This window comes from Actinomadura sp. NPDC023710, assembly GCF_040639875.1.
GTDB lineage: Bacteria > Actinomycetota > Actinomycetes > Streptosporangiales > Streptosporangiaceae > Spirillospora > Spirillospora citrea.
On sequence record NZ_JBFAGB010000008.1, the window covers coordinates 128,516 to 147,760 of the forward strand.

At 73.6% G+C, this 19,245-nt stretch carries 17 protein-coding genes; 10 read left to right on the plus strand and 7 right to left on the minus strand.

Annotated elements, in window-relative coordinates:
* Nucleotides 1-700 precede the first annotated feature (700 nt).
* The 4 genes from AB0H37_RS11870 to AB0H37_RS11885 all read left to right on the plus strand — a co-directional run bounded on the left by AB0H37_RS11870 (nt 701) and on the right by AB0H37_RS11885 (nt 5,328).
* On the plus strand, nt 701-2,722 hold the full coding sequence (locus AB0H37_RS11870) for a substrate-binding domain-containing protein (RefSeq protein WP_360612343.1): 2,022 nt from the start codon (nt 701-703) through the stop codon (nt 2,720-2,722).
* Nucleotides 2,723-2,830: 108 nt separating this feature from the next.
* The gene (locus AB0H37_RS11875; protein WP_179835193.1) at nt 2,831-3,982 is read left to right on the plus strand and encodes an acyl-CoA dehydrogenase family protein; all 1,152 of its coding nucleotides are present in this window, start codon (nt 2,831-2,833) and stop codon (nt 3,980-3,982) included.
* A gap of 16 nt (nt 3,983-3,998) precedes the next feature.
* On the plus strand, nt 3,999-4,754 hold the full coding sequence (gene fabG, locus AB0H37_RS11880) for a 3-oxoacyl-ACP reductase FabG (RefSeq protein WP_329090252.1): 756 nt from the start codon (nt 3,999-4,001) through the stop codon (nt 4,752-4,754).
* Between the two features lie 13 nt (nt 4,755-4,767).
* Nucleotides 4,768-5,328, plus strand: coding sequence for a TetR/AcrR family transcriptional regulator (locus tag AB0H37_RS11885; protein WP_218935183.1), 561 nt, complete (start codon nt 4,768-4,770; stop codon nt 5,326-5,328).
* Here AB0H37_RS11885 and AB0H37_RS11890 read toward each other — a convergent pair.
* Entirely contained in the window at nt 5,325-6,095 is a 771-nt protein-coding gene (locus tag AB0H37_RS11890; RefSeq protein WP_360612344.1) for a helical backbone metal receptor, read from the minus strand. The two genes, AB0H37_RS11885 and AB0H37_RS11890, sit on opposite strands and share 4 nt — an antisense overlap.
* A gap of 11 nt (nt 6,096-6,106) precedes the next feature.
* Entirely contained in the window at nt 6,107-9,325 is a 3,219-nt protein-coding gene (gene icmF, locus AB0H37_RS11895; RefSeq protein WP_360612345.1) for a fused isobutyryl-CoA mutase/GTPase IcmF, read from the minus strand.
* Nucleotides 9,326-9,423: 98 nt separating this feature from the next.
* Here icmF and AB0H37_RS11900 point away from each other — a divergent pair, with 98 nt between their 5' ends.
* Nucleotides 9,424-9,909: a MarR family transcriptional regulator gene (locus tag AB0H37_RS11900; protein ID WP_179838749.1), complete on the plus strand. Its 486-nt coding sequence runs from the start codon at nt 9,424-9,426 to the stop codon at nt 9,907-9,909.
* A gap of 110 nt (nt 9,910-10,019) precedes the next feature.
* The gene (locus AB0H37_RS11905) at nt 10,020-11,291 is read left to right on the plus strand and encodes a hydroxyacid-oxoacid transhydrogenase (protein WP_360612346.1); all 1,272 of its coding nucleotides are present in this window, start codon (nt 10,020-10,022) and stop codon (nt 11,289-11,291) included.
* Nucleotide 11,292: 1 nt separating this feature from the next.
* On the opposite strand, the gene AB0H37_RS11910 is transcribed toward AB0H37_RS11905, so the two are convergent.
* Nucleotides 11,293-12,396, minus strand: a complete 1,104-nt coding sequence (locus AB0H37_RS11910; protein WP_360612347.1) for an alpha/beta hydrolase — start codon at nt 12,394-12,396, stop codon at nt 11,293-11,295.
* A 137-nt stretch (nt 12,397-12,533) separates the two neighbouring features.
* Here AB0H37_RS11910 and AB0H37_RS11915 point away from each other — a divergent pair, with 137 nt between their 5' ends.
* Nucleotides 12,534-13,334 (plus strand): tryptophan 2,3-dioxygenase family protein, encoded by an 801-nt coding sequence (locus tag AB0H37_RS11915; RefSeq protein WP_179835200.1) that lies wholly within the window; start codon nt 12,534-12,536, stop codon nt 13,332-13,334.
* Nucleotides 13,324-14,634 (plus strand): NAD(P)/FAD-dependent oxidoreductase, encoded by a 1,311-nt coding sequence (locus AB0H37_RS11920; RefSeq protein ID WP_360612348.1) that lies wholly within the window; start codon nt 13,324-13,326, stop codon nt 14,632-14,634. The genes AB0H37_RS11915 and AB0H37_RS11920 overlap by 11 nt, the downstream gene beginning before the upstream one ends.
* On the opposite strand, the gene AB0H37_RS11925 is transcribed toward AB0H37_RS11920, so the two are convergent.
* Entirely contained in the window at nt 14,563-16,047 is a 1,485-nt protein-coding gene (locus AB0H37_RS11925) for a DHA2 family efflux MFS transporter permease subunit (protein ID WP_360612349.1), read from the minus strand. The two genes, AB0H37_RS11920 and AB0H37_RS11925, sit on opposite strands and share 72 nt — an antisense overlap.
* A gap of 131 nt (nt 16,048-16,178) precedes the next feature.
* Between AB0H37_RS11925 and AB0H37_RS11930 the strand changes: the two genes are divergently transcribed.
* Nucleotides 16,179-16,421: a hypothetical protein gene (locus AB0H37_RS11930; protein ID WP_179835202.1), complete on the plus strand. Its 243-nt coding sequence runs from the start codon at nt 16,179-16,181 to the stop codon at nt 16,419-16,421.
* On the opposite strand, the gene AB0H37_RS11935 is transcribed toward AB0H37_RS11930, so the two are convergent.
* Genes AB0H37_RS11935 through moaA form a run of 3 tightly spaced genes read right to left on the minus strand, consistent with a single transcriptional unit; the run spans nt 16,418 to nt 18,301 of the window.
* Nucleotides 16,418-16,690 (minus strand): DUF6457 domain-containing protein, encoded by a 273-nt coding sequence (locus AB0H37_RS11935; RefSeq protein ID WP_360612350.1) that lies wholly within the window; start codon nt 16,688-16,690, stop codon nt 16,418-16,420. The genes AB0H37_RS11930 and AB0H37_RS11935 overlap by 4 nt on opposite strands.
* Nucleotides 16,691-16,739: 49 nt before the next feature.
* Complete coding sequence (locus AB0H37_RS11940; RefSeq protein WP_360612351.1) at nt 16,740-17,306, minus strand: molybdenum cofactor guanylyltransferase; 567 nt, start codon at nt 17,304-17,306, stop codon at nt 16,740-16,742.
* A gap of 5 nt (nt 17,307-17,311) precedes the next feature.
* Nucleotides 17,312-18,301 carry a GTP 3',8-cyclase MoaA gene (gene moaA, locus AB0H37_RS11945; RefSeq protein WP_360612352.1) on the minus strand — a complete coding sequence of 330 codons (990 nt, stop codon included), beginning with the start codon at nt 18,299-18,301 and terminating at the stop codon, nt 17,312-17,314.
* 107 nt (nt 18,302-18,408) lie between these two features.
* Here moaA and AB0H37_RS11950 point away from each other — a divergent pair, with 107 nt between their 5' ends.
* Nucleotides 18,409-19,236 carry a lysophospholipase gene (locus AB0H37_RS11950; RefSeq protein ID WP_329090228.1) on the plus strand — a complete coding sequence of 276 codons (828 nt, stop codon included), beginning with the start codon at nt 18,409-18,411 and terminating at the stop codon, nt 19,234-19,236.
* The last annotated feature ends 9 nt before the right edge of the window (nt 19,237-19,245 follow it).

The following is a 19,245-nucleotide window of genomic DNA, read 5'->3' on the forward strand; positions in this document are numbered from 1 at the left end:
GACTAACCGCGGGGGGTTTCGGTGTACGATTTGTACCGGCGCTCTGGTCCCCCGTCGGGGCGCCCGTGCCGGTGTTCCGGGCCCCCGTCGGAACACCGATGATGCGGCGCCGGGTGGATTGCCCCCGTATCCACCCGGCGCCGCTTTTCACTTTCCAGGGTTTCCACTGAAACTTCGCGGCGTCGCGGATGACCCTCCCCGCACCTTCGCTTGACCGGCCGCCCCGGCCGACGCACATCCCCGCGAGAACGCAAGCCCTCCCCGCTGTCCTGGTCCGGCCATGACCCGAAACCCGGCCCCGCCGCCCCCCGCGCGCCCAGTTCGGCGCGGGGCGGGGCGTTCCCGCGCAGGCACCCTCCGCCGGGACGGCCCGGTCGCGGACCGATCCTTCCCCGCACCCGCTGCGTACTGCTGAGCGGCACCACCGTCCCCGCGTCCCAGGGGAGGTCCCGTGGACCCGGATTCCGGCCGGACGACCGCCACCGCGTGGAACGCCCCGCGCCGCGCGCCGAGGCGCCCGGCCCGCCGTCCTGACCGCGCGTCCCCATCCCGGGCCTCCCGCCCCCTTGACGGAGGCGGCCGATGAGACGAACATCACAGCTGCCTCACCTGAGACATATCGACCATGTGTCTCAGGGGCGGGCCGGCCACCCACGGCGCGACGCGGCCCGCAGCCCCGCCCGGGAAACGGAGATCGGCCATGAGCGCATTCGACGACGTGCCCGAGTGGGCGCCTCGGAACCAGCCGGAACCGGGCGGCCCCGAGTCCCCCTACACCTTTCTCGGGGCCTCGCACCCGGCCGGGCCGCCGCCCCGCGGCGCGGCGGGCGGGCATGAGGGCGAGCCCTTCGACGCCTTCAGGAGACCCGACCGCACGCCGCGCCCCCCGGGCCCGGCGCACGCCGCCGCCAGGCAGCCGCGAGGGCCGTGGGCTCTCGGCAGGGGCCGCCCGCCGCGGCGGGTCGGCGGCATCCTGCTCGGACCGCTGGCGGGCGCGATCGGCCTGGTGCTGCTCACCGGGTTCGGCGCGTACGCGATCGCCTCGCCGGGCGACGGCTGCTCCGGCGGCGCCGCGCTGACGCTCGACGTGGCCGCGGCGCCGGACGTCGCGCCCGCGGTCGCGCGGTCGGCGGGGCGCTTCAACGACGCGGGGCACCGGGTGGACGGGCGGTGCGCCCGCGCGCGGGTGCGCGCCGCCGACCCCGCCGCGGTGGCGACGCTGCTGTCCGGCAAGGGCGTGGCCGGCGTCGCCCGCAGGCCGGACGTCTGGATCCCCGACTCCTCGCTGTGGACCAAGCTCGTCGGCGGTTCCGGGCGGGCCCCGGCCGCCGGCGCTCCGGGACGGCCCGCCGGGATCGCCTCGTCCCCGATCGTCCTGGCCGCGCCGCGCGGCCTGGCGACGCAGCTGCGCAACCTCGGCGCCCCGGAGCGGCCGGCCTGGAGGGACCTGCTCGCCGCGGCCGGGACGGCCTCGGGCGCCGAGCGGGATCCGGCCGCCGGGCCCGTCACCGGGGTCATCCCTCCGCGGCTGTTCCGGCTCCAGGTCCCCGACCCGGCCCGCAGCGCGACCGGCATGGGCTCGCTGATCCTGGCCGGTGCGGTGCTGGGCGGCGCCCCCGGCGGGGAGGCGTCGTTCACCGGGGTGGTCCGCACGATCCGGGAGGGCGTCGCCGTCTCCGTGGCCGCCGCGTTCACGGCGTTCGCGACGTCCGCCTCGCCCGACCAGGGCGAGGCCGACCGCTACCCGGTCGCGATGGCGCCCGAGCAGGCGGTGTTCGCCTACAACGCGCGGCGTCCGGCCGAGCCGGCCGTCGCGGTGTACCCGGAGGAGGGGACGGTCTACCTCGACTATCCGGTCGCCGTCCTGGCGGAGGACCGGGCCAAGGCGAGCGCCGCGCGGATGCTGGAGACGGCCCTCGCGGACAGGGCGACCCGGGACGACCTGCGGCGGCTGGGCTTCCGGGCACCCGGCGGAGCGGCGCCCGCGTCGTTCTCCCCGCGGACCGGCCTGGACCCGCGACCCCCGCGGGCGCTCCCCGAGACGCCGGCGGCGGACGTGCGGCGCACCATGCAGTCGTGGGCCCAGCTGTCGCTGAGCATCCGGATGCTGAGCATCATCGACGTGTCGGGGTCCATGGACGAGGGGGTCGCGCCCGGCGTGACGCGGCTGCAGTCGACGGTGCGCACCGCCCAGGGCGGGCTCGCGCTGCTGCCGGACGACAGCGAGCTCGGCCAGTGGATCTTCTCCACGGACCTGCAGGGCGGCCGGGACTGGCGGGAGCTGGTCAGCGTGGGACCGCTCAACGAGCGGCTGGGCTCGGCGACCCGGCGGCAGCTCGTGCTGAGCGCGTTCGCGCGGATCCGGGTGAAGGAGCACGGCGACACCGGCCTGTACGACACGGTGATGGCCGCGTTCGACTACATGAAGCGGACCTACAAGCCCGAGTACGTGAACTCCGTCCTGCTGTGGACGGACGGGAGGAACGAGGACCCGCGCGGCCCGTCCCTGGAGGAGACCCTCGACCACATGCGGCGCGAGTACGACCCGGAGCGCCCCGTCCAGGTCAACATGCTGGGCTACGGATCGGACGTGGACGTCAACGAGCTGCGGCGTATCGCGCAGGTCACGCACGGGGACGCCTATGTGGCCGAGACGCCCGGGCAGATCCAGGCGATCTTCCTCAGGGCCGTCTCGCGCCGGGTCTGCGAGCCCGACTGCTGAACCGCCGGCGGGCCGCCCCCGCCCGGCCGCCCCTCTCGTATTTGATTCTAGAACTACCTTCGAGTTAACTTAGCGTTCTGTTAATAACGCTGGCGAGAGGGGCACGGCGTGCGCCGCACCGTTTTCAACGAGGACCACGAGGCCTTCCGGGACACGATCCGGGCGTTCATCGAGGCCGAGGTGGCCCCGGTCTACGAGGAGTGGGAGAACGCCGGCCACCCGCCGCGGGACTTCTACGCCAAGCTCGGCGAGCTGGGCGTGTTCGGCATCCAGGTGCCCGAGGAGTACGGCGGCGCGGGCGAGACGAGCTTCAAGTACCAGGCCGTGATCTCCGAGGAGTGCGCCCGCGCCGGGGTGAGCTTCGGCGGCTACGGCGTGCACGTCAACCTCGTCCTGCCCTACCTGCTGAAGTACGGGTCGCAGGAGCAGAAGAAGCGCTGGCTGCCGCCGTTCGTGTCCGGCGAGATGATGACGGCGATCGCGATGACCGAGCCCGGAACCGGCTCCGACCTCGCGGGCATGCAGACCACGGCGAAGCGGGACGGCGACCACTACGTCCTGAACGGCGCCAAGACGTTCATCACCGGCGGCGTCCTCGCCGACCGGGTGCTCGTGGTCGCGCGGACCTCCCCGGCCACGCCGGAGAACCGCCGGGCGGGCCTGTCGATCCTCGCCGTGGACACCCGCAGCGAGGGCTACGCGGTCGGCCGCAAGCTGGAGAAGATCGGGCTGCGCAGCTCCGACACCGCCGAGCTGTCGTTCACCGACGTCCGGGTGCCCGTGGAGGACCTGCTCGGCGAGGAGGGACGCGGGTTCGAGTACCTGACGCACAACCTCGCCGAAGAGCGCCTCGGCATCGCGACCAGCTCCTACGCGTCGGCGGCCGCCGCCGTGGAGTTCGCCCGCAAATACGTCCAGGAGCGCACCGTCTTCGGCAAGACCGTGTCGTCGTTCCAGAACACCAAGTTCGTGCTGGCCGAGTGCGCCACCGAGGTCGAGGCCGCCCGCTCGCTCGTCGACCGCTGCATCGAGGCCCTGGACGCGGGCGAGCTCACTCCCGCCGACGCCGCCGTCTGCAAGCTGTTCTGCACCGAGGTGCAGGCCCGCGTCGTCGACAAGTGCCTCCAGCTGCACGGCGGCTACGGCTACATCCTGGAGTACCCGATCGCGCGCCTGTACGCCGACGCCCGGGTCGCCCGGATCTACGGAGGCACCAGCGAGGTGCTCAAGACCATCATCGCCAAGGACATCCAGGTCTGACGGAAGGGCTGCGCACATGACCGACACCCGGGTGGCCATCGTCACCGGCGCCGCGCGCGGCATCGGCGCCGCCACCGCCGTCCGCCTCGCCAGGGAGGGCTTCGCCGTCGCGGTCTGCGACCTCGACGAGGCCGCCTGCGCCGGCACGGTCGAGACGATCACCAAGGACGGCGGCACCGCGCTCGCCGTCGGCGTGGACGTCGCCGACACGGCGCGGGCCGACGCCGCCGTCGCGCGCGTCGCCGCGGAGCTCGGACCGCCCCTCGTCCTCGTGAACAACGCCGGCATCACCCGCGACAACCTGTTGTTCAAGATGTCCGACGACGACTGGGACGCGGTCCTGTCGGTGCACCTGCGCGGCTCGTTCGTGATGACCCGCGCCGCGCAGGCGCACATGACGAAGGCCGGATGGGGCCGGATCGTGAACCTGTCGTCGGTGTCGGCCCTCGGCAACCGCGGCCAGGTCAACTACTCGGCGGCCAAGGCGGGCCTCCAGGGGTTCACCAAGACGCTGGCGATCGAGCTGGGCAGGTTCGGGGTGACGGCCAACGCGATCGCGCCCGGGTTCATCGCCACCGAGATGACCGCCGCGACCGCCGCCCGCGTCGGCGTCGACTTCGAGGACTTCAAGGCCGCCGCCGCCAGGGAGATCCCGGTCCGGCGCGTCGGCGTCCCCGAGGACATCGCCGGGACCGTCGCGTTCCTGGTCGGCGACGACGCCTCCTTCGTCTCCGGACAGGTCATCTATGTGGCCGGTGGTCCCCGCGCGTGACGGGGCGGCCCGGGTGCGCGACCGGGAGGGGACGGAGGAGTCGCTGCGCGCCGCGGCGGTCGCGCTGCTGCGGCGCGGCGGCGTCCTGGCCGGGCTGAACCTGCGCCAGGTCGCCGACGAGGCCGGGGTCAACCGCGGGCTGGTCTACCAGTACTTCGGGTCGCGGCGGGCGCTGCTGCGCTCGGCGCTGTTCCACCGGTCGCGCCCGAACGCCGAGGACGCGGTGGACGCGGCCGGGCTGCCGCTGCGCGAACGGCTGGCGCGGCTGTTCTGGACGAGCCTGCGCAACCCCGAGCCGGTCCGGCTGGCGACGCTGCTGGTGCTGGACGGCGACGACCGGCCCCGGGTCCTGCTCAACCGGGGCGCGGGCAGGGAGGACCTCGCGGCGGAGGCGGAGCGCGGCGACCTCCCGGTCGGGGACGTGGCGGCCGTGCAGGCGGCCATCGCGTCCACCGTCTACGGGTACACGCTGCTGCGCGAGCACCTGGCGCGGGAGATCGGCGTGCCCGCCGAGGAGCTCGACGAGCGCATGGCCCGCTGTGTGGAGGCCATGTTCGTACGCCGCCCCGACTAGCGGGGGCGGGCCGCGGCGAGCCGTTCCGCGAGGGCGGCCGGGGCCTCGACGAGGGACGGGCCGTACCAGGTGAGGTGCCGGCCGCTGACGAGCGCGGCGTCGAGCCCGGGGAAGGACTCCGGGCCGTCGTCCTCGGTGAAGCGGTACGGCTCGTCCGGCAGGACCACCAGGTCCGCGCCGGCCGCGTTCAGCTCGTCCAGCGGGATCTTCGGATAGCGCTCGGGATGCCCGGCGTAGACGTTGGACACGCCGAGGCGGGACAGGACGTCGCCGGTGAAGGTGTCGCGCCCGACGACCATCCACGGCCGCCGCCAGATCGGGATCACCGCCGCCCGGACCTCGCCGGGCGCGACGTCCGCCCATACGCGGGACGCCTCCTCCAGCCAGCCGGGCACCGGCGCCCGGCACGCCTCGGTGAGCATGCGCCGCAGCGACGCCAGTGCCTCCTCGACCGTGCGGATCCGCGTCATCCACACCGGCACGCCGGCCGCGCGCAGCGCCTCGACGTCGGCGGGCCGGTTCTCCTCGGTGTTGCCGACGACTACGTCGGGCCGCAGCCCGATGATCCGCTCCAGATCGGGGTTCTTCGTGCCCCTCACGCGCGGCACGTCCAGGCCCTCGGGGTGGGTGCACCAGTCGGTGGCGCCGGCGAGCAGTTCCGGCGCGGTCGCCGCGACCGTCTCGGTCAGGGACGGGACGATCGACACGACGCGGCGCACCCGGTCCGGGACCGGGACCGGGGCGCCTGCGTCGTCGTGGACGGCCATCGGCGAGGGCGTCAGACGTTGCGGCGGTACTGGCCGCCGACCTCGAAGAAGGCGTCGGTGATCTGCTGGAGGCTGCACACGCGCGCCGCGTCCATCAGCACCGCGAACACGTTCTCGCCTGACCGGGCCGCGTCCTTGAGGGCGGCGAGGGCGGCCCGCGCCCCGTCCCGGTGCGCCTCCTGGTAGCCGTGGACGCGGTCGAGCTGGGAGCGCTTCTCGTCCTCGGTGGCGCGGGCGAGCTCGATCGTCCTCGGCGTCCCGTCGCCGGCCTCGGGGCCGCGGAAGGTGTTGACGCCGATGATCGGCAGCGAGCCGTCGTGCTTGCGCTGCTCGTACAGCATCGACTCGTCCTGGATGCGGCCGCGCTGGTAGCCGGTCTCCATCGCGCCGAGGACGCCGCCGCGCTCGCTGATGCTGTCGAACTCGGCCAGCACCGCCTCCTCGACCAGGTCGGTCAGCTCGTCGATGACGAACGACCCCTGCAGCGGGTTCTCGTTCATCGCCAGGCCCCACTCGCGGTTGATGATGAGCTGGATCGCCAGGGCCCGCCGCACCGACTCGGCCGTCGGCGTGGTGACCGCCTCGTCGTAGGCGTTGGTGTGCAGGCTGTTGCAGTTGTCGTAGATGGCGATGAGCGCCTGCAGCGTCGTGCGGATGTCGTTGAAGTGCATCTCCTGCGCGTGCAGGGAGCGCCCGGACGTCTGCACGTGGTACTTGAGCTTCTGGCTGCGCTCGTTCGCGCCGTACCGGTCGCGCATGGCCACGGCCCAGATGCGGCGGGCCACCCGTCCGAGCACGTTGTACTCGGGGTCCATGCCGTTGGAGAAGAAGAACGACAGGTTGGGCGCGAAGTCGTCGATGTCCATGCCCCGCGCCAGGTAGGACTCGACGTAGGTGAAGCCGTTGGCGAGGGTGAACGCGAGCTGGCTGATGGGGTTCGCCCCGGCCTCGGCGATGTGGTAGCCGGAGATGGACACCGAGTAGAAGTTGCGGACCTTGTTGGCGATGAACCACTCCTGGATGTCGCCCATCATCCGCAGCGAGAACTCGGTGGAGAAGATGCAGGTGTTCTGCCCCTGGTCCTCCTTGAGGATGTCGGCCTGCACGGTGCCGCGCACGGTCGCCAGCACGCGCGCGCGAATCTGCGCGGCCTCCTCCTCGGACGGCTCGCGGCCGTTCTCCTCGTGGAAGGCGTCCATTCCCTGGTCGACGGCCGTGTTGAGGAAGAACGCCAGGATCGTGGGCGCGGGACCGTTGATGGTCATCGACACCGAGGTGGTCGGGGACGACAGGTCGAACCCGTCGTAGAGCGCCTTCATGTCGTCCAGCGTGGCGATCGAGACCCCGGACGTGCCGACCTTGCCGTACACGTCGGGACGCTCGTCGGGGTCGCGCCCGTAGAGGGTGACCGAGTCGAACGCGGTGGACAGGCGGGTCGCGGGCTGGCCCTCCGACAGCAGCTTGAAGCGGCGGTTGGTGCGGAAGGGGTCGCCCTCCCCCGCGAACATGCGGGCGGGGTCCTCGTTGTCGCGCTTGAACGGGAACACCCCGCCGGTGAACGGGAACCGGCCGGGCAGGTTCTCGTTGCGCAGGAACCGCAGCAGTTCGCCGTGGTCGGTGTAGCGCGGCAGCGCGACGCGGGGGATCCGGCTGCCCGACAGGGACTCGCGCGTGAGCCTGGTGCGCAGCTCCCTGTCGCGGATCTTCACGACCTGCTCGTCGCCGGAGTAGGCCTCCACGACGGCGGGCCAGCCCCGGACCAGTTCGGCGTTCCCGGGCTCCACGTCCCGGCGCGCCTTCTCCAGCAGGCCCTCGACCTCGGAGGCGTCCGTCAGCTCGGCGCGCACCTCGTCCAGCCGCTGGACGCGCCGCACCGCCTCCATCTGCCCCACCGTGTCGGCGTGGTAGCCCCGCACGGTCTCGGCGATGTCGGACAGGTACCGCACGCGGTTCGGCGGGATGACGGTCGCGGCGCCGGTCGACACCTTGGTCGCGACCTCGGGCAGGGCGCCGTCCTCCAGGCGCAGGCCGTGCTCGCCCAGCAGCCCGCCGAGGTGCCGGTAGAGCGCGGTGACGCCGTCGTCGTTGAACGTGGCGGCACTCGTGCCGAACACCGGCATGTCCTCGGGCCGCAGCCCGAACGCCTCCCGGTTGCGCACGAGCTGGCGGCCCACGTCCCGCAGCGCGTCGGCCGCGCCGCGCCGCTCGAACTTGTTGATCGCGACCACGTCCGCGAAGTCGAGCATGTCGATCTTCTCGAGCTGGGACGCGGCGCCGAACTCCGGCGTCATCACGTACAGCGACACGTCCACCAGCGGAACGATCGCGGCGTCGCCCTGCCCGATGCCGGGCGTCTCCAGGATCACCAGGTCGTAGCCGGCGGCCTTGCAGGCGAGGACGATGTCCTCGACGTTCTCCGGCAGCTCCCGGGCGCCCCGGGTGGCCAGCGAGCGGAAGAACACGCGGTCGCCGTCCAGGGAGTTCATCCTGATCCGGTCGCCGAGCAGCGCGCCGCCGCCGCGCCGGCGCGTCGGGTCCACGGCGAGCACCGCGACGCGCAGCCGGTCGCCCTGGTCGACGCGCAGCCGCCGCACCAGCTCGTCGGTGAGGGACGACTTCCCGGACCCGCCCGTCCCGGTGATCCCCAGCACGGGGACCCGCCGCCCGGCCGCCGCCTCGGCGAGCCGCGCGCGGGCGTCCTCGGGCAGGCTCCCGGCCTGGAGGCAGGTGATGGTCCGGGCGAGGGCGCGCCGCTCCCCCGCCACCACGGCGCCGGCCGGCACGGGCTCGGCGGCCAGGTCGACGTCGCACTCGCGGACCAGTTCGTTGATCATGCCGGGCAGGCCGAGCCGCTGCCCGTCCTCCGGGGAGAAGATCCGCACGCCCGCACCGGACAGCCGCGCGATCTCCTCGTGCACGATGACGCCGCCGCCACCGCCGAACACCTTCACGTGCTCGGCGCCGGCCTCCTTCAGGCTGCGCGACAGGTACTCGAAGTACTCGACGTGGCCGCCCTGGTAGGAGCTGATCGCCACGCCCTGCGCGTCCTCCTCCAGGACGGCGTCGACGACCTCGCGGACCGAGCGGTCGTGCCCGAGGTGCACGACCTCGGCGCCCTGGGACTGCAGGATGCGCCGCATGATGTTGATGGCCGCGTCATGGCCGTCGAACAGCGCCGCGGCCGTCACGAAGCGCACCGGGTGCACCGGCGCGTGCAGTTCCCCCGTCACCGTCCCCACCCCAGACCTTGGACATCCAATATTTGGAAGTTAAAATAGTTTCCGTGCGCGACGCAGTCAAGACCGCATACGGTGGGCCGGTGCCCGACATGCCCGATCCCATCGCCGAGGCCCACCGCCAGTGGAGCGGCCGCTGGCCCGAGCACGCCGACCGCATGGCGGCCGTCACCTCGGTGATGCGGGCCCAGCAAATCCTGCTGAGCCGGATCGAGGCCGTCCTCAAGCCCTACGGGCTGACGTTCGCCGCCTACGAGGCCCTGCGCCTGCTCGCCTTCGCCCGCACCGGGACCCTTCCCATGGGCAAGATGGGCGCCCGCCTCATGGTGCACCCCGCGTCCGTGACCAACGTGATCGGCCGCCTGGAGCAGCGGGGCCTGGTCGGCCGCCGCCCCTCCCCCGACGACCGCCGCGTGGTCCTCGCCACCCTCACCCCCGCGGGCCGCGACCTCGCCGAAGAGGCCACGCTCGCCCTCAACGAGTCCGGCTTCGGCATCGCCGGCCTCCCGGCCGCCGAGGCCGCCGACATCACCACCGCCCTCCGCCGCGTCCGCCTCGCCACCGGCGATCTCGACTGACGCCGGTCAGTCCGGCCTTGCCGGGGGGCGTGGGGTGCGCCCCACAAAGGCGCTGATCCCGAAGCACCGGCGTCTCCGGCACGGGCGTGAAGGTGTGACACCTTGGGGGGATGACGAGCGAGACGGTCTTCACGTACGGGGCGCCGCAGCTGAAGTTCGGGAGCGGGGCGGCCGACGAGATCGGGTTCGATCTGGCGCAGTTCGGGGCGCGGCGGGTGCTGGTCGTCACCGATGCCGGGATCGCGGCGACGGGCGGGCCGCGGCGGATCGCGGACGCGATGAAGGCGTACGGGATCGAGGCCGCGGTGTTCGACGGCGTGCGCGTCGAACCGACGGACGCGAGCATGCGCGAGGCGGTCGAGCACGCCCGGGAGACCGGACCCTACGACGCGTACGTGGCGGTCGGGGGCGGGTCGAGCATCGACACCGCGAAGGCGGTCAACCTCCTCACGACCAACGAGGGCGATCTCGCGGAGTACCTGAATCCGCCGGTGGGGGCGGGGCGGGCGCCGGAGCGGCCGCTGCTGCCGCTGGTGGCCGTCCCCACCACGACGGGCACGGGCGCGGAGAGCACCACGGTCTGCGTCCTGGACGTCCTGGACCTGCGGGTCAAGACCGGCATCAGCCACCCGCGGCTGCGGCCGGCGCTGGCCGTGGTGGACCCGGAGCTGACGATGTCGCAGCCGCCCGGCGTGACCGCTTCGGCGGGGATGGACATCCTGTGCCACGCCCTGGAGAGCTACACCGCGCGCCCGTACGACCGGTACGAGCGCAAGAGGCCCGAGGATCGGGTGCCGTACTGCGGGGCCAATCCGGTGTCGGACATGTGGGCGGAGAAGTCGCTGAGCCTGCTGTCGCGGTCGTTCCGCCGGGCCGTCGCGGACGGGGAGGACCGGGAGGCGCGCACCGACATGGCGCTGGCGGCGACGTTCGCGGGGCTCGGGTTCGGCAACTCCGGGGTGCACATCCCGCACGCCAACGCCTACCCCATCGCCGGGCAGGTCAGGGACTTCCGGCCGGACGGCTACCCGGACGGGGAGGCGCTGGTCCCGCACGGCATGTCGGTGTCGCTGACCGCGCCCGAGGCGTTCCGGTTCACCTTCGAGGCGCGCCCCGAGCGGCACGTCCGGGCCGCGGAACTGCTGGACCCGCGGATGGAGCGGCCGGACGACCCGGCCGAGCACCTGCCGCTGGCGGTGCTGCGGCTGATGCGCGACATCGGCATCCCGGACGGGATCGGCGGCGTCGGGTACGGGGAGGGCGACGTCCCCGCGCTGGTGGAGGGCGCGATGAGGCAGCGGCGGCTGCTGGCGATCTCGCCTCGTCCGGTGGACGAGGAGGCCGTGGCCGGGATCCTCACGCGGTCGCTGCGGCTGTGGTGACTCAGCGGGCGCGGACCCAGGCGTCGACCAGGTCGGCGGCCTCGGGCCGGGAGTCCGGCAGGTAGTGGGTGTCCCTGATGCGGTGGAGCGTCCTGTCGGACGCGGCGAGGGCACCGAAGATCGCGCGGGCGTCGCCGTCGTAGACGCACTCGTCCGCCGTGGCGTGCACCACCAGGGACGGGACCGTGATGCGCGCCAGGTGCGGGGCGGCGGTGCACTGCGAGGTGCGCAGGCTCCACATCGACAGCCAGGAGCGCAGCGTGCACAGCGAGCCGATGCCGAACACGCCGTAGTTGGCCTTGGCGGGATCGCCGAGGTAGCAGCGGTTGGGCTCGCGGTCGGACGGCTCGATGGCGGGGTCGATCATCCGCAGGTCGGCCCAGGTGCGGTGCACGGTGAACAGCGCGTCGCGGGCGCGGGTGCCCTTCAGGGCGTCCAGGCGGGCGAGGACCCGGTCGGTGATGCGCTCGTTGCGGGCGCGCTGGGCGGCGCGGTAGCGGGCCTGGAACTCCGCGCCGTACGGGGGGCCGTTGCCGGGGTCGAAGGGGTCGAGGGACGGGTCGGCCGACAGCGGGTCGGTCTCGTCGGTGACCGAGGGGTCCATCCAGGCGGTGAGGACCTCCGGGCGGCCGGAGTGGGCGGCGAGCGCGACGAACAGGTCACCGGCGGGCAGGTCCTCGATGGCGGCCACGGGACGCATCCCGGCGACGGGCGTGACGTTGGGGTCCACGGCCTGGGACTGGTAGGCGGCCATCAGCGAGCCGCCGCCGGAGTTGCCGAGCAGGACGACCCGCTCGGCGCCCGCCCGTTCGCGGAGCCAGCGGACGCCCTCGCCGATCTCGGCGAGGGCGTGGTCGAGCAGGAAGTACGCCTCGTTGCCGCGGAAGCGGGTGTTCCAGCCGAGGAAGCCGTGGCCGCGGGCCGCGAGGTGCTCGGCGAGGTAGTGCTCGGAGAAGTCGACGTTGTAGTGGGTCGCGATGAACGCGGTCTTCGGGGCCGCCCCGGCCGGGCGGTGGTAGATCCCCTGGCACGGGTGGCCGCCCGCGCCCGCCCGGCCGGCCAAGGGCGACGGCAGCCCCACGAACTCCCTGACGATCTCGCCCATCCGGCGCCTCCCGGCTCGATACCGAATCGAGTTCTGATCGTAGGGGGGTTTGGCCGCCGCACGGCCACCCACCGCCTGGACCTGCTCATCCATCCCTTATGCTGCGGATCACATCCGTTGTGTCGCAAGGAGGCGTGATGGCGGATTCGCCGACGATGACGTACGGCGGCTATCTGAGGCTCGACGATCTGCTGTCGTGCCAGGAGCCGAAGACCCGCGCGCACGACGAGCTGCTCTTCGTGATCATCCATCAGGTCTACGAGCTGTGGTTCAAGCAGATCCTGCACGAGGCGGCGCTGCTGCAGCTCCGGCTGGAGGAGGGCAACAGCGCCGGGTCGCTGCACACCGCCCGCCGCATCGCCAAGATCCTCAAGACCGTCGTCGGGCAGCTGGACGTGCTGGAGACGATGACGCCCCGGCAGTTCGCCGCGTTCCGCGACGCGCTCGGCAACTCCAGCGGCTTCCAGAGCGAGCAGTTCCGCGAGATCGAGGCCGTCCTCGGGCGGCGCTCCTTCCCCGCGTCCGACCTGCGCGGCGACGAGCGGCTCCAGGCGGCCGTGTCCCGCCCGTCGGTGTTCGACTCGCTGCTGCGCTACCTCGCGGGCCGCGGTCATCCCGTCCCGCGCGCGGCCCTGGAGCGGGACTTCTCCCGGCCGTGGGAGCCCGATCCCGGAGTGCAGAAGGTCCTGCTCGCCGTCTACGCGGACGAGTCCGGGCCGGCCGCCGAGGTCTGCGAGGGGCTGGTCGACGTGGACGAGGGCATCCAGGAGTGGCGTTACCGGCACCTGAAGATGGTCGAGCGGACGATCGGCGCGAAGATCGGCACGGGCGGGTCGGCGGGCGCCGACTACCTGCGCAGCACCCTGTTCGCCCCCGCCTTCCCCGACCTGTGGGAGGTCCGCTCCCAGACCGAGGAGACCCCCGTCCATGGCGGCTGAGGGCGGCGAGCGGGTCGCGATCGTCGGCGCGGGCCTGGCGGGCTGCCTGCTCGCGGTGCTGCTCGGCCGCCGCGGCATCCCCGTGACGGTGTACGAGCGGCGCCCCGACCCGCGCGTCGCGGGCGCCGAGCGGGGACGCTCGATCAACCTGGCCGTCTCGGCCCGGGGCCTGGCCGCGCTGGAGCAGGTCGGCCTGCGCGACCAGTCGCTCAAGCAGGCGCTGCCCATGCACGGGCGGATGGTGCATCCCCTGCCGGGCGCGCAGAACTTCCAGCCCTACAGCGCCGACGGCGGGCGCGCCATCAACTCCATCAGCCGCGCCGAGCTGAACCGGTCGCTGCTGGACACCGCCGAGAGCACGCCGGGGGTCACGCTGCGGTTCTCCGAGCGCGTCACCGGCGTGGACGTCGAGGCCGGCGCGCTCCTGCTGGAGGGCGCGGACCCCGAGCCCGCCGACGTCGTCCTGGCCGGGGACGGCGCCTACAGCGCGGTCCGCCGGTCGCTGCGCCTGGACGAGGACGCCGACTTCCTGGAGCACGGCTACAAGGAGCTGACCGTCCCGCCGAAGGACGGCGGGTTCGCCCTCGACCCGGACGCCCTGCACATCTGGCCGCGCGGCACCTCGATGATGATCGCGCTGCCGAACCTGGACCGCTCGTTCACCTGCACGCTGTTCTGGCCGAAGGAGGACTTCGCCGCCCTCGACACCCCCGGCAAGGTCACCGCCTACTTCGAGCGGCACTATCCCGACGTGGCGGGCCTGATGCCGGACCTCACGGGCGACTTCGAGCGCAACCCGGTCGGGTCGCTGGTGACCGTCCGGTGCTGGCCGTGGACGCGGTACGGCAAGGGCGCCCTGGTGGCGCTGCTGGGCGACGCCGCGCACGCCATCGTGCCGTTCTTCGGGCAGGGCGCGAACTGCGCGTTCGAGGACTGCATCGAGATCGACCGGTGCCTGACCGAGACCAGCGGCGACTGGGCCCGCGCGCTGTCGCTCTACCAGGAGCGGCGCAAGGCCAACACCGACGCGATCGCCGAGATGGCGCTGGACAACTTCGTCGAGATGCGCGACCGCGTGTCCTCTCCGGTCTACCGGGCGAAGCAGACGGCGACGCACGCGCTGGAGCGCCTCCTGGCCGGACGCTATGTCTCCCGGTACGAGCTGGTGTCGTTCTCGACGATCCCGTACGCGCGGATCCCGGCGCGGATCAGGCGGCAGAACCGGGTGCTAGCCGCGGCCGCCCTCGGCTCCGCGGCCGCCCTCGGACTGGGCCTGCGCGCCCTGTCCCGGCGGCGCTGACACCGGGCGGCCGGCGAGCAGGTCGGCGACGGCCGCCACCAGCGCCGCCAGCACGAACGCCAGCACGACGATCAGCCCGTGCCGGAAGGCGGCCGCCCAGTCCCCGCCCGTCCCGGCGATCGTGGCGAAGAACACCGCCCCGACGGCGGCGACGCCCATCGCGGTGCCGACCCGCTGGCCGGTCTGCAGGACGCCCGCCGCGCTGCCGCCCTCGGTGTAGTCCACCTCCGACAGCGTGATCGTCTGGTTCGGCGAGATCACCAGGCCGCTGCCGATCCCGGCCAGCAGCAGCGGCGCCGCGGTCGCCCAGGCCACGCCGCCGCCGGGCTTCAGCTCCACGGCGAGCCACGCCGCGCCGAGCCCGGCCAGCACCAGGCACAGTCCGACGGCGACGAGGGGGCGGCCGTAGCGGGAGACGATCCGGCCGCCGAGCGCGGACGCGACACCGGACCCGACCGCGAACGGAGTGATGGCGAGGCCCGCGCCGAACGCGCTGTAGCCGAGGCCGTTCTGGAGGTAGAGGGTGAAGATGAAGAAGACCGCGGTGAACCCGGCGAAGTACAGCAGCGCGATCGCCGAGCCCAGCGTGTAGGAGCGGAGCCGGAACAGCGCGAGGACGACCATCGGCGTCCGCGCCCGCCGCTCCCAGGCCGCGAAGGCCGCCAGCAGCACGGTGCCCGCAAGGACCAGCAGCCACTTCAGGTCGCCGTGCCACTGCTGCTCCTGGACGAGCGGCAGCAGCAGGCACAGCACGCCCGCACCCAGCAGCAGCACCCCGAGCGGGTCCAGCCCTTGCCGCTGCCCGTAGATCGGGGCGGGCAGCAGCCGCCACGCCAGGAACAGCGCCGCGATCCCGACCGGGATGTTGACGTAGAACACCCACCGCCAGCCCTCCGCCGGGCCGGCGATCGCGATCAGTCCGCCGCCGAGCAGCGGGCCGACGGCGGTGGCGATCCCGATGACGGCGCCGAGCGCCCCGAACGCCCGCCCCCGCTCGGCGCCCCGGAACAACTGCTGGATGAGCCCGGCGACCTGCGGGTTGAGGATGCCGCCCGCGACGCCCTGCACGAGCCGGGCGAGGACGAGGAACAGGATCGTCGGGGCGATGCCCGCCCCCGCGCTCGCCGCCGTGAACAGGGCGAGCCCGGACATGAACACCGCCCGGCGGCTGCGGGCGTCGCCGAGCCGCCCGGCGGGGACCAGGACGAGCCCGAATGTCAGCGCGTACCCCGACAAGATCCACTGCAACTGTGCTTCGGACGCGTGCAGGCCCGCCCGGATCGACGGCAGCGCCACGTTGACGATGCTGACGTCCAGCAGCGTCATGAAAGCCGCGACGAGACAGACCGAGAGCGCCTGCCAGCGCCGCCGCTGTTCCGCCGGGCTCAGGGCGTCCGCGCCCTCTTTACGCACGGCGGGGTCCTATCCGAAGACCCCCACACCGAAACGCAGCCCGACCCACCCCGCGACGACCTCGCCCGCAGTGCCCGACGTTGGCGGGCCTCCGGGCCCGAAGGAGGAGGACACTGCAATAGGGTCCCACCATGACCGACTCCGACCCGGGGACCGGCCCCGAGGAACTGCGGTGTTCTGCCAAGGGCTGCCGCGCCGACGCCGTGTGGGCGCTGCGGTGGAACAACCCGAAGATCCACACGCCGGACCGGCGGAAGGTCTGGCTCGCCTGCGACGAGCACCGCGAGAGCCTGTCGGCGTTCCTGTCCCGCCGCGACTTCCTGAAGGACGTGGTGCCGGTCACCGAGCACGACGAGGCCGGCGGGGGCGGTTAGACGTCGTCGAGGACGGGCTCGCCGGCCTGCTCGGGCACCTCGGCCCGCCAGCCCTCGGCCATCTCGGTCAGCCGTGCGGCGGCGTCCCGCGCGGGCACGCCGCGGCCGACCGCGAGGCCGAGCAGGTAGGCCGTGAGCGGCGCGCCGGGCCGCGCGACGTTGTGGGCGACGTCGCGGGCGAGGTCCAGTACCAGGCCCTGGTCGACGTCCCCGCGCTCCAGGCCCAGTTCGAGGCTCGCCGCGTTGATCCAGTCCTCGAGGACAGACATGGGTTCCCCCTTCGAGCATGGTCCTGGTGGTGTGCCCACTCTCCCACGATCAAAGCAGGCGCTCGGCGGCGGCCAGCTGTTCGGGGGTGTCGCAGTCGTACCACGCGGGGCGGTCGTCCGGCGGCAGGGTGACCGGCACGGGGTCCAGGGGGCCGAGGAGGCCGCGCAGGGACGCGCCCTCGTAGGCGGCCAGCGCCGCCCGCAGCGCGCCCGCGCGCCAGCAGCCCGTGAGCCACTGCTCGCGGCCGTCCTGGTCCACCAGCACGGCGCCGTCCCGCTCCCCCGCCGCCTCCAGCAGCGCGGCGACGTGGGACGGGCGAAGGAACGGCAGGTCGGCGGCCAGGAGCGCCAGCCTCGGCGCGCGGGCCTCGGCGAGCCCGGCGCGCAGCGCGGGCACCGGCCCGGCGCCGGGCGGGTCCTCGCGGACGACGACGGCGCCCGGCAGGACGTCGCGGCGCGGCCCCACGACGATCAGCCGGGACGCTCCGGACGCGGCCGCCGCGGCCCATTCGATCAGCCGGCGCCCGCCCGCGGAGGCGGCGGGCTTGTCGGCGCCGAACCGCCGGGCGCGCCCGCCCGCGAGCAGCACGGCGTCGAAGGGCGTGCCGGCGTCCACGCGGCTCAGCCGCCGATCGCCGACATGGGACGGGCGGGCTGGAGGAACGCCGGGTCGTCGATGCCGTGCCCGGCGCGCTTGGTCCGCACGGCCCTGCGCCACCGGTCGGCCAGCTCGGCGTCGGCGGCGCCGTCGCGCATCGCGTCCCGCAGATTGGACTCCTCGGTGGCGAACAGGCAGTTGCGGACCTGCCCGTCGGCGGTGAGCCGCACCCGGTCGCAGGCGCCGCAGAACGGCCGGGTCACCGAGCCGATCACGCCGACCGTCTCGGGGCCGCCGTCGATCAGGAACGACTCGGCGGGGGCGCTGCCGCGCTCGTGCCCGGTGTCGGGCACGAGGTCGAACTCGGCGGACAGCCGGTCCAGGATCTCGTCCGCGGTGATCATGTTCTCGCGGGTCCAGCCGTGCTGGGCGTCCAGCGGCATCTGCTCGATGAACCGCAGCCGGTAGCCGTGTTCCAGGCAGTACCGCAGCAGCGGGGCGGCCTCGTGGTCGTTGATCCCGCGCATCAGCACCGTGTTGATCTTGACCGGCGCGAGGCCCGCCCGCCGTGCCGCCCCCAGCCCCTCCAGCACGTCGGCGAGCCGGTCGCGGTGCGCGAGGCGCCGGAAGGTCTCGCGGTCGAGGGTGTCGAGGGAGACGTTCACCCGGTCGAGCCCGGCCTCGGCCAGCGGTGAGGCCAGCCGGTCGAGCCCGATCCCGTTGGTGGTCAGCGAGATCTGGGGACGCGGCGCCTGCTCGGCCGTCCGCCGCACGATGCCGGCGAGGCCGCGCCGCAGCAGGGGCTCCCCGCCGGTGTAGCGGACCTCGGTGACGCCGAGGTCGCGCACGGCGAGCCCGACCAGCCGGACGACCTCGTCGTCGGTGAGCAGTTCCGGCTTGGGCAGCCAGTCCAGCCCCTCGGGCGGCATGCAGTACGAGCACCGCAGATTGCACCGGTCGGTGAGGGAGACCCGCAGGTCCGTCGCGGTACGGCCGAAGGTGTCGACCAGCACGGGCACCCCTTCCTGTCGCGGTCTGAATCTCCAGCCTATTGCGGCGGTTGACGATTCGTTCCCCCGCGGGAGACGGTGATCTTCCGCGGAGGAGCAGGGAGGCCGGAGTGGCGACGTCGCGGGAGTGGGAGTTCGCGGGCACGCGGGGGGCGGTCACGGCCCGGATCTGGGCGGACGGCGAGCCGCGCCACGTCGCGGTGCTCGTGCACGGCTACGGCGAGCACCTCGGCCGCTACGACCACGTCGCCGACGTCCTGGTCCGGCACGGGGCCGTCGTCTGCGGCCCGGACCACGCGGGCCACGGCCGCTCGGCCGGCGAGCGCGTGCTGGTCGAGGACTTCGAGGACGTCGTCGCCGACCTGCACACCGTCGCGGAGGCGGCCCGCGGCGACCACCCGGGCCTGCCCGTCGTCATGATCGGACATTCCATGGGCGGGCTGATCGCCACCCGGTACGCCCAGCTGCACGGCGACGCCCTCGCCGCGCTCGTGCTGTCCGGACCGGTTCTCGGCCGCTGGCACGTCGTCGAGGAGCTGCTGGGCCTGGACGCGATGCCGGACGAGCCGATCGACACCTCCACGCTCTCGCGCGACCCCGCCGTCGGCCGGGCCTACACCGAGGACCCGCTGATCTGGCACGGCCCGTTCAAGAAGGCCACCGTCCGGGCGCTGGACGCCGCCCTGCGCCGCGTCGACGAGCACGGCTCGCTGGGCGCGCTGCCGACCTTCTACGTCCACGGCGAAGCCGACGAGCTCGTCCGCCCGCGGGACACCCGCGCCGGCATCGACGCGATCCGCGGGGACGATCTCACCGAGCGCCTCTACCCGGGCGCCCGCCACGAGGTCTTCAACGAGACGAACCGAGACGAGGTCCTCGCCGACGTCACCGCCTTCATCGACCGCGTCCTGGCGGGGGCGCCGAAGTCCGGCTCGTGACCCGGGCGA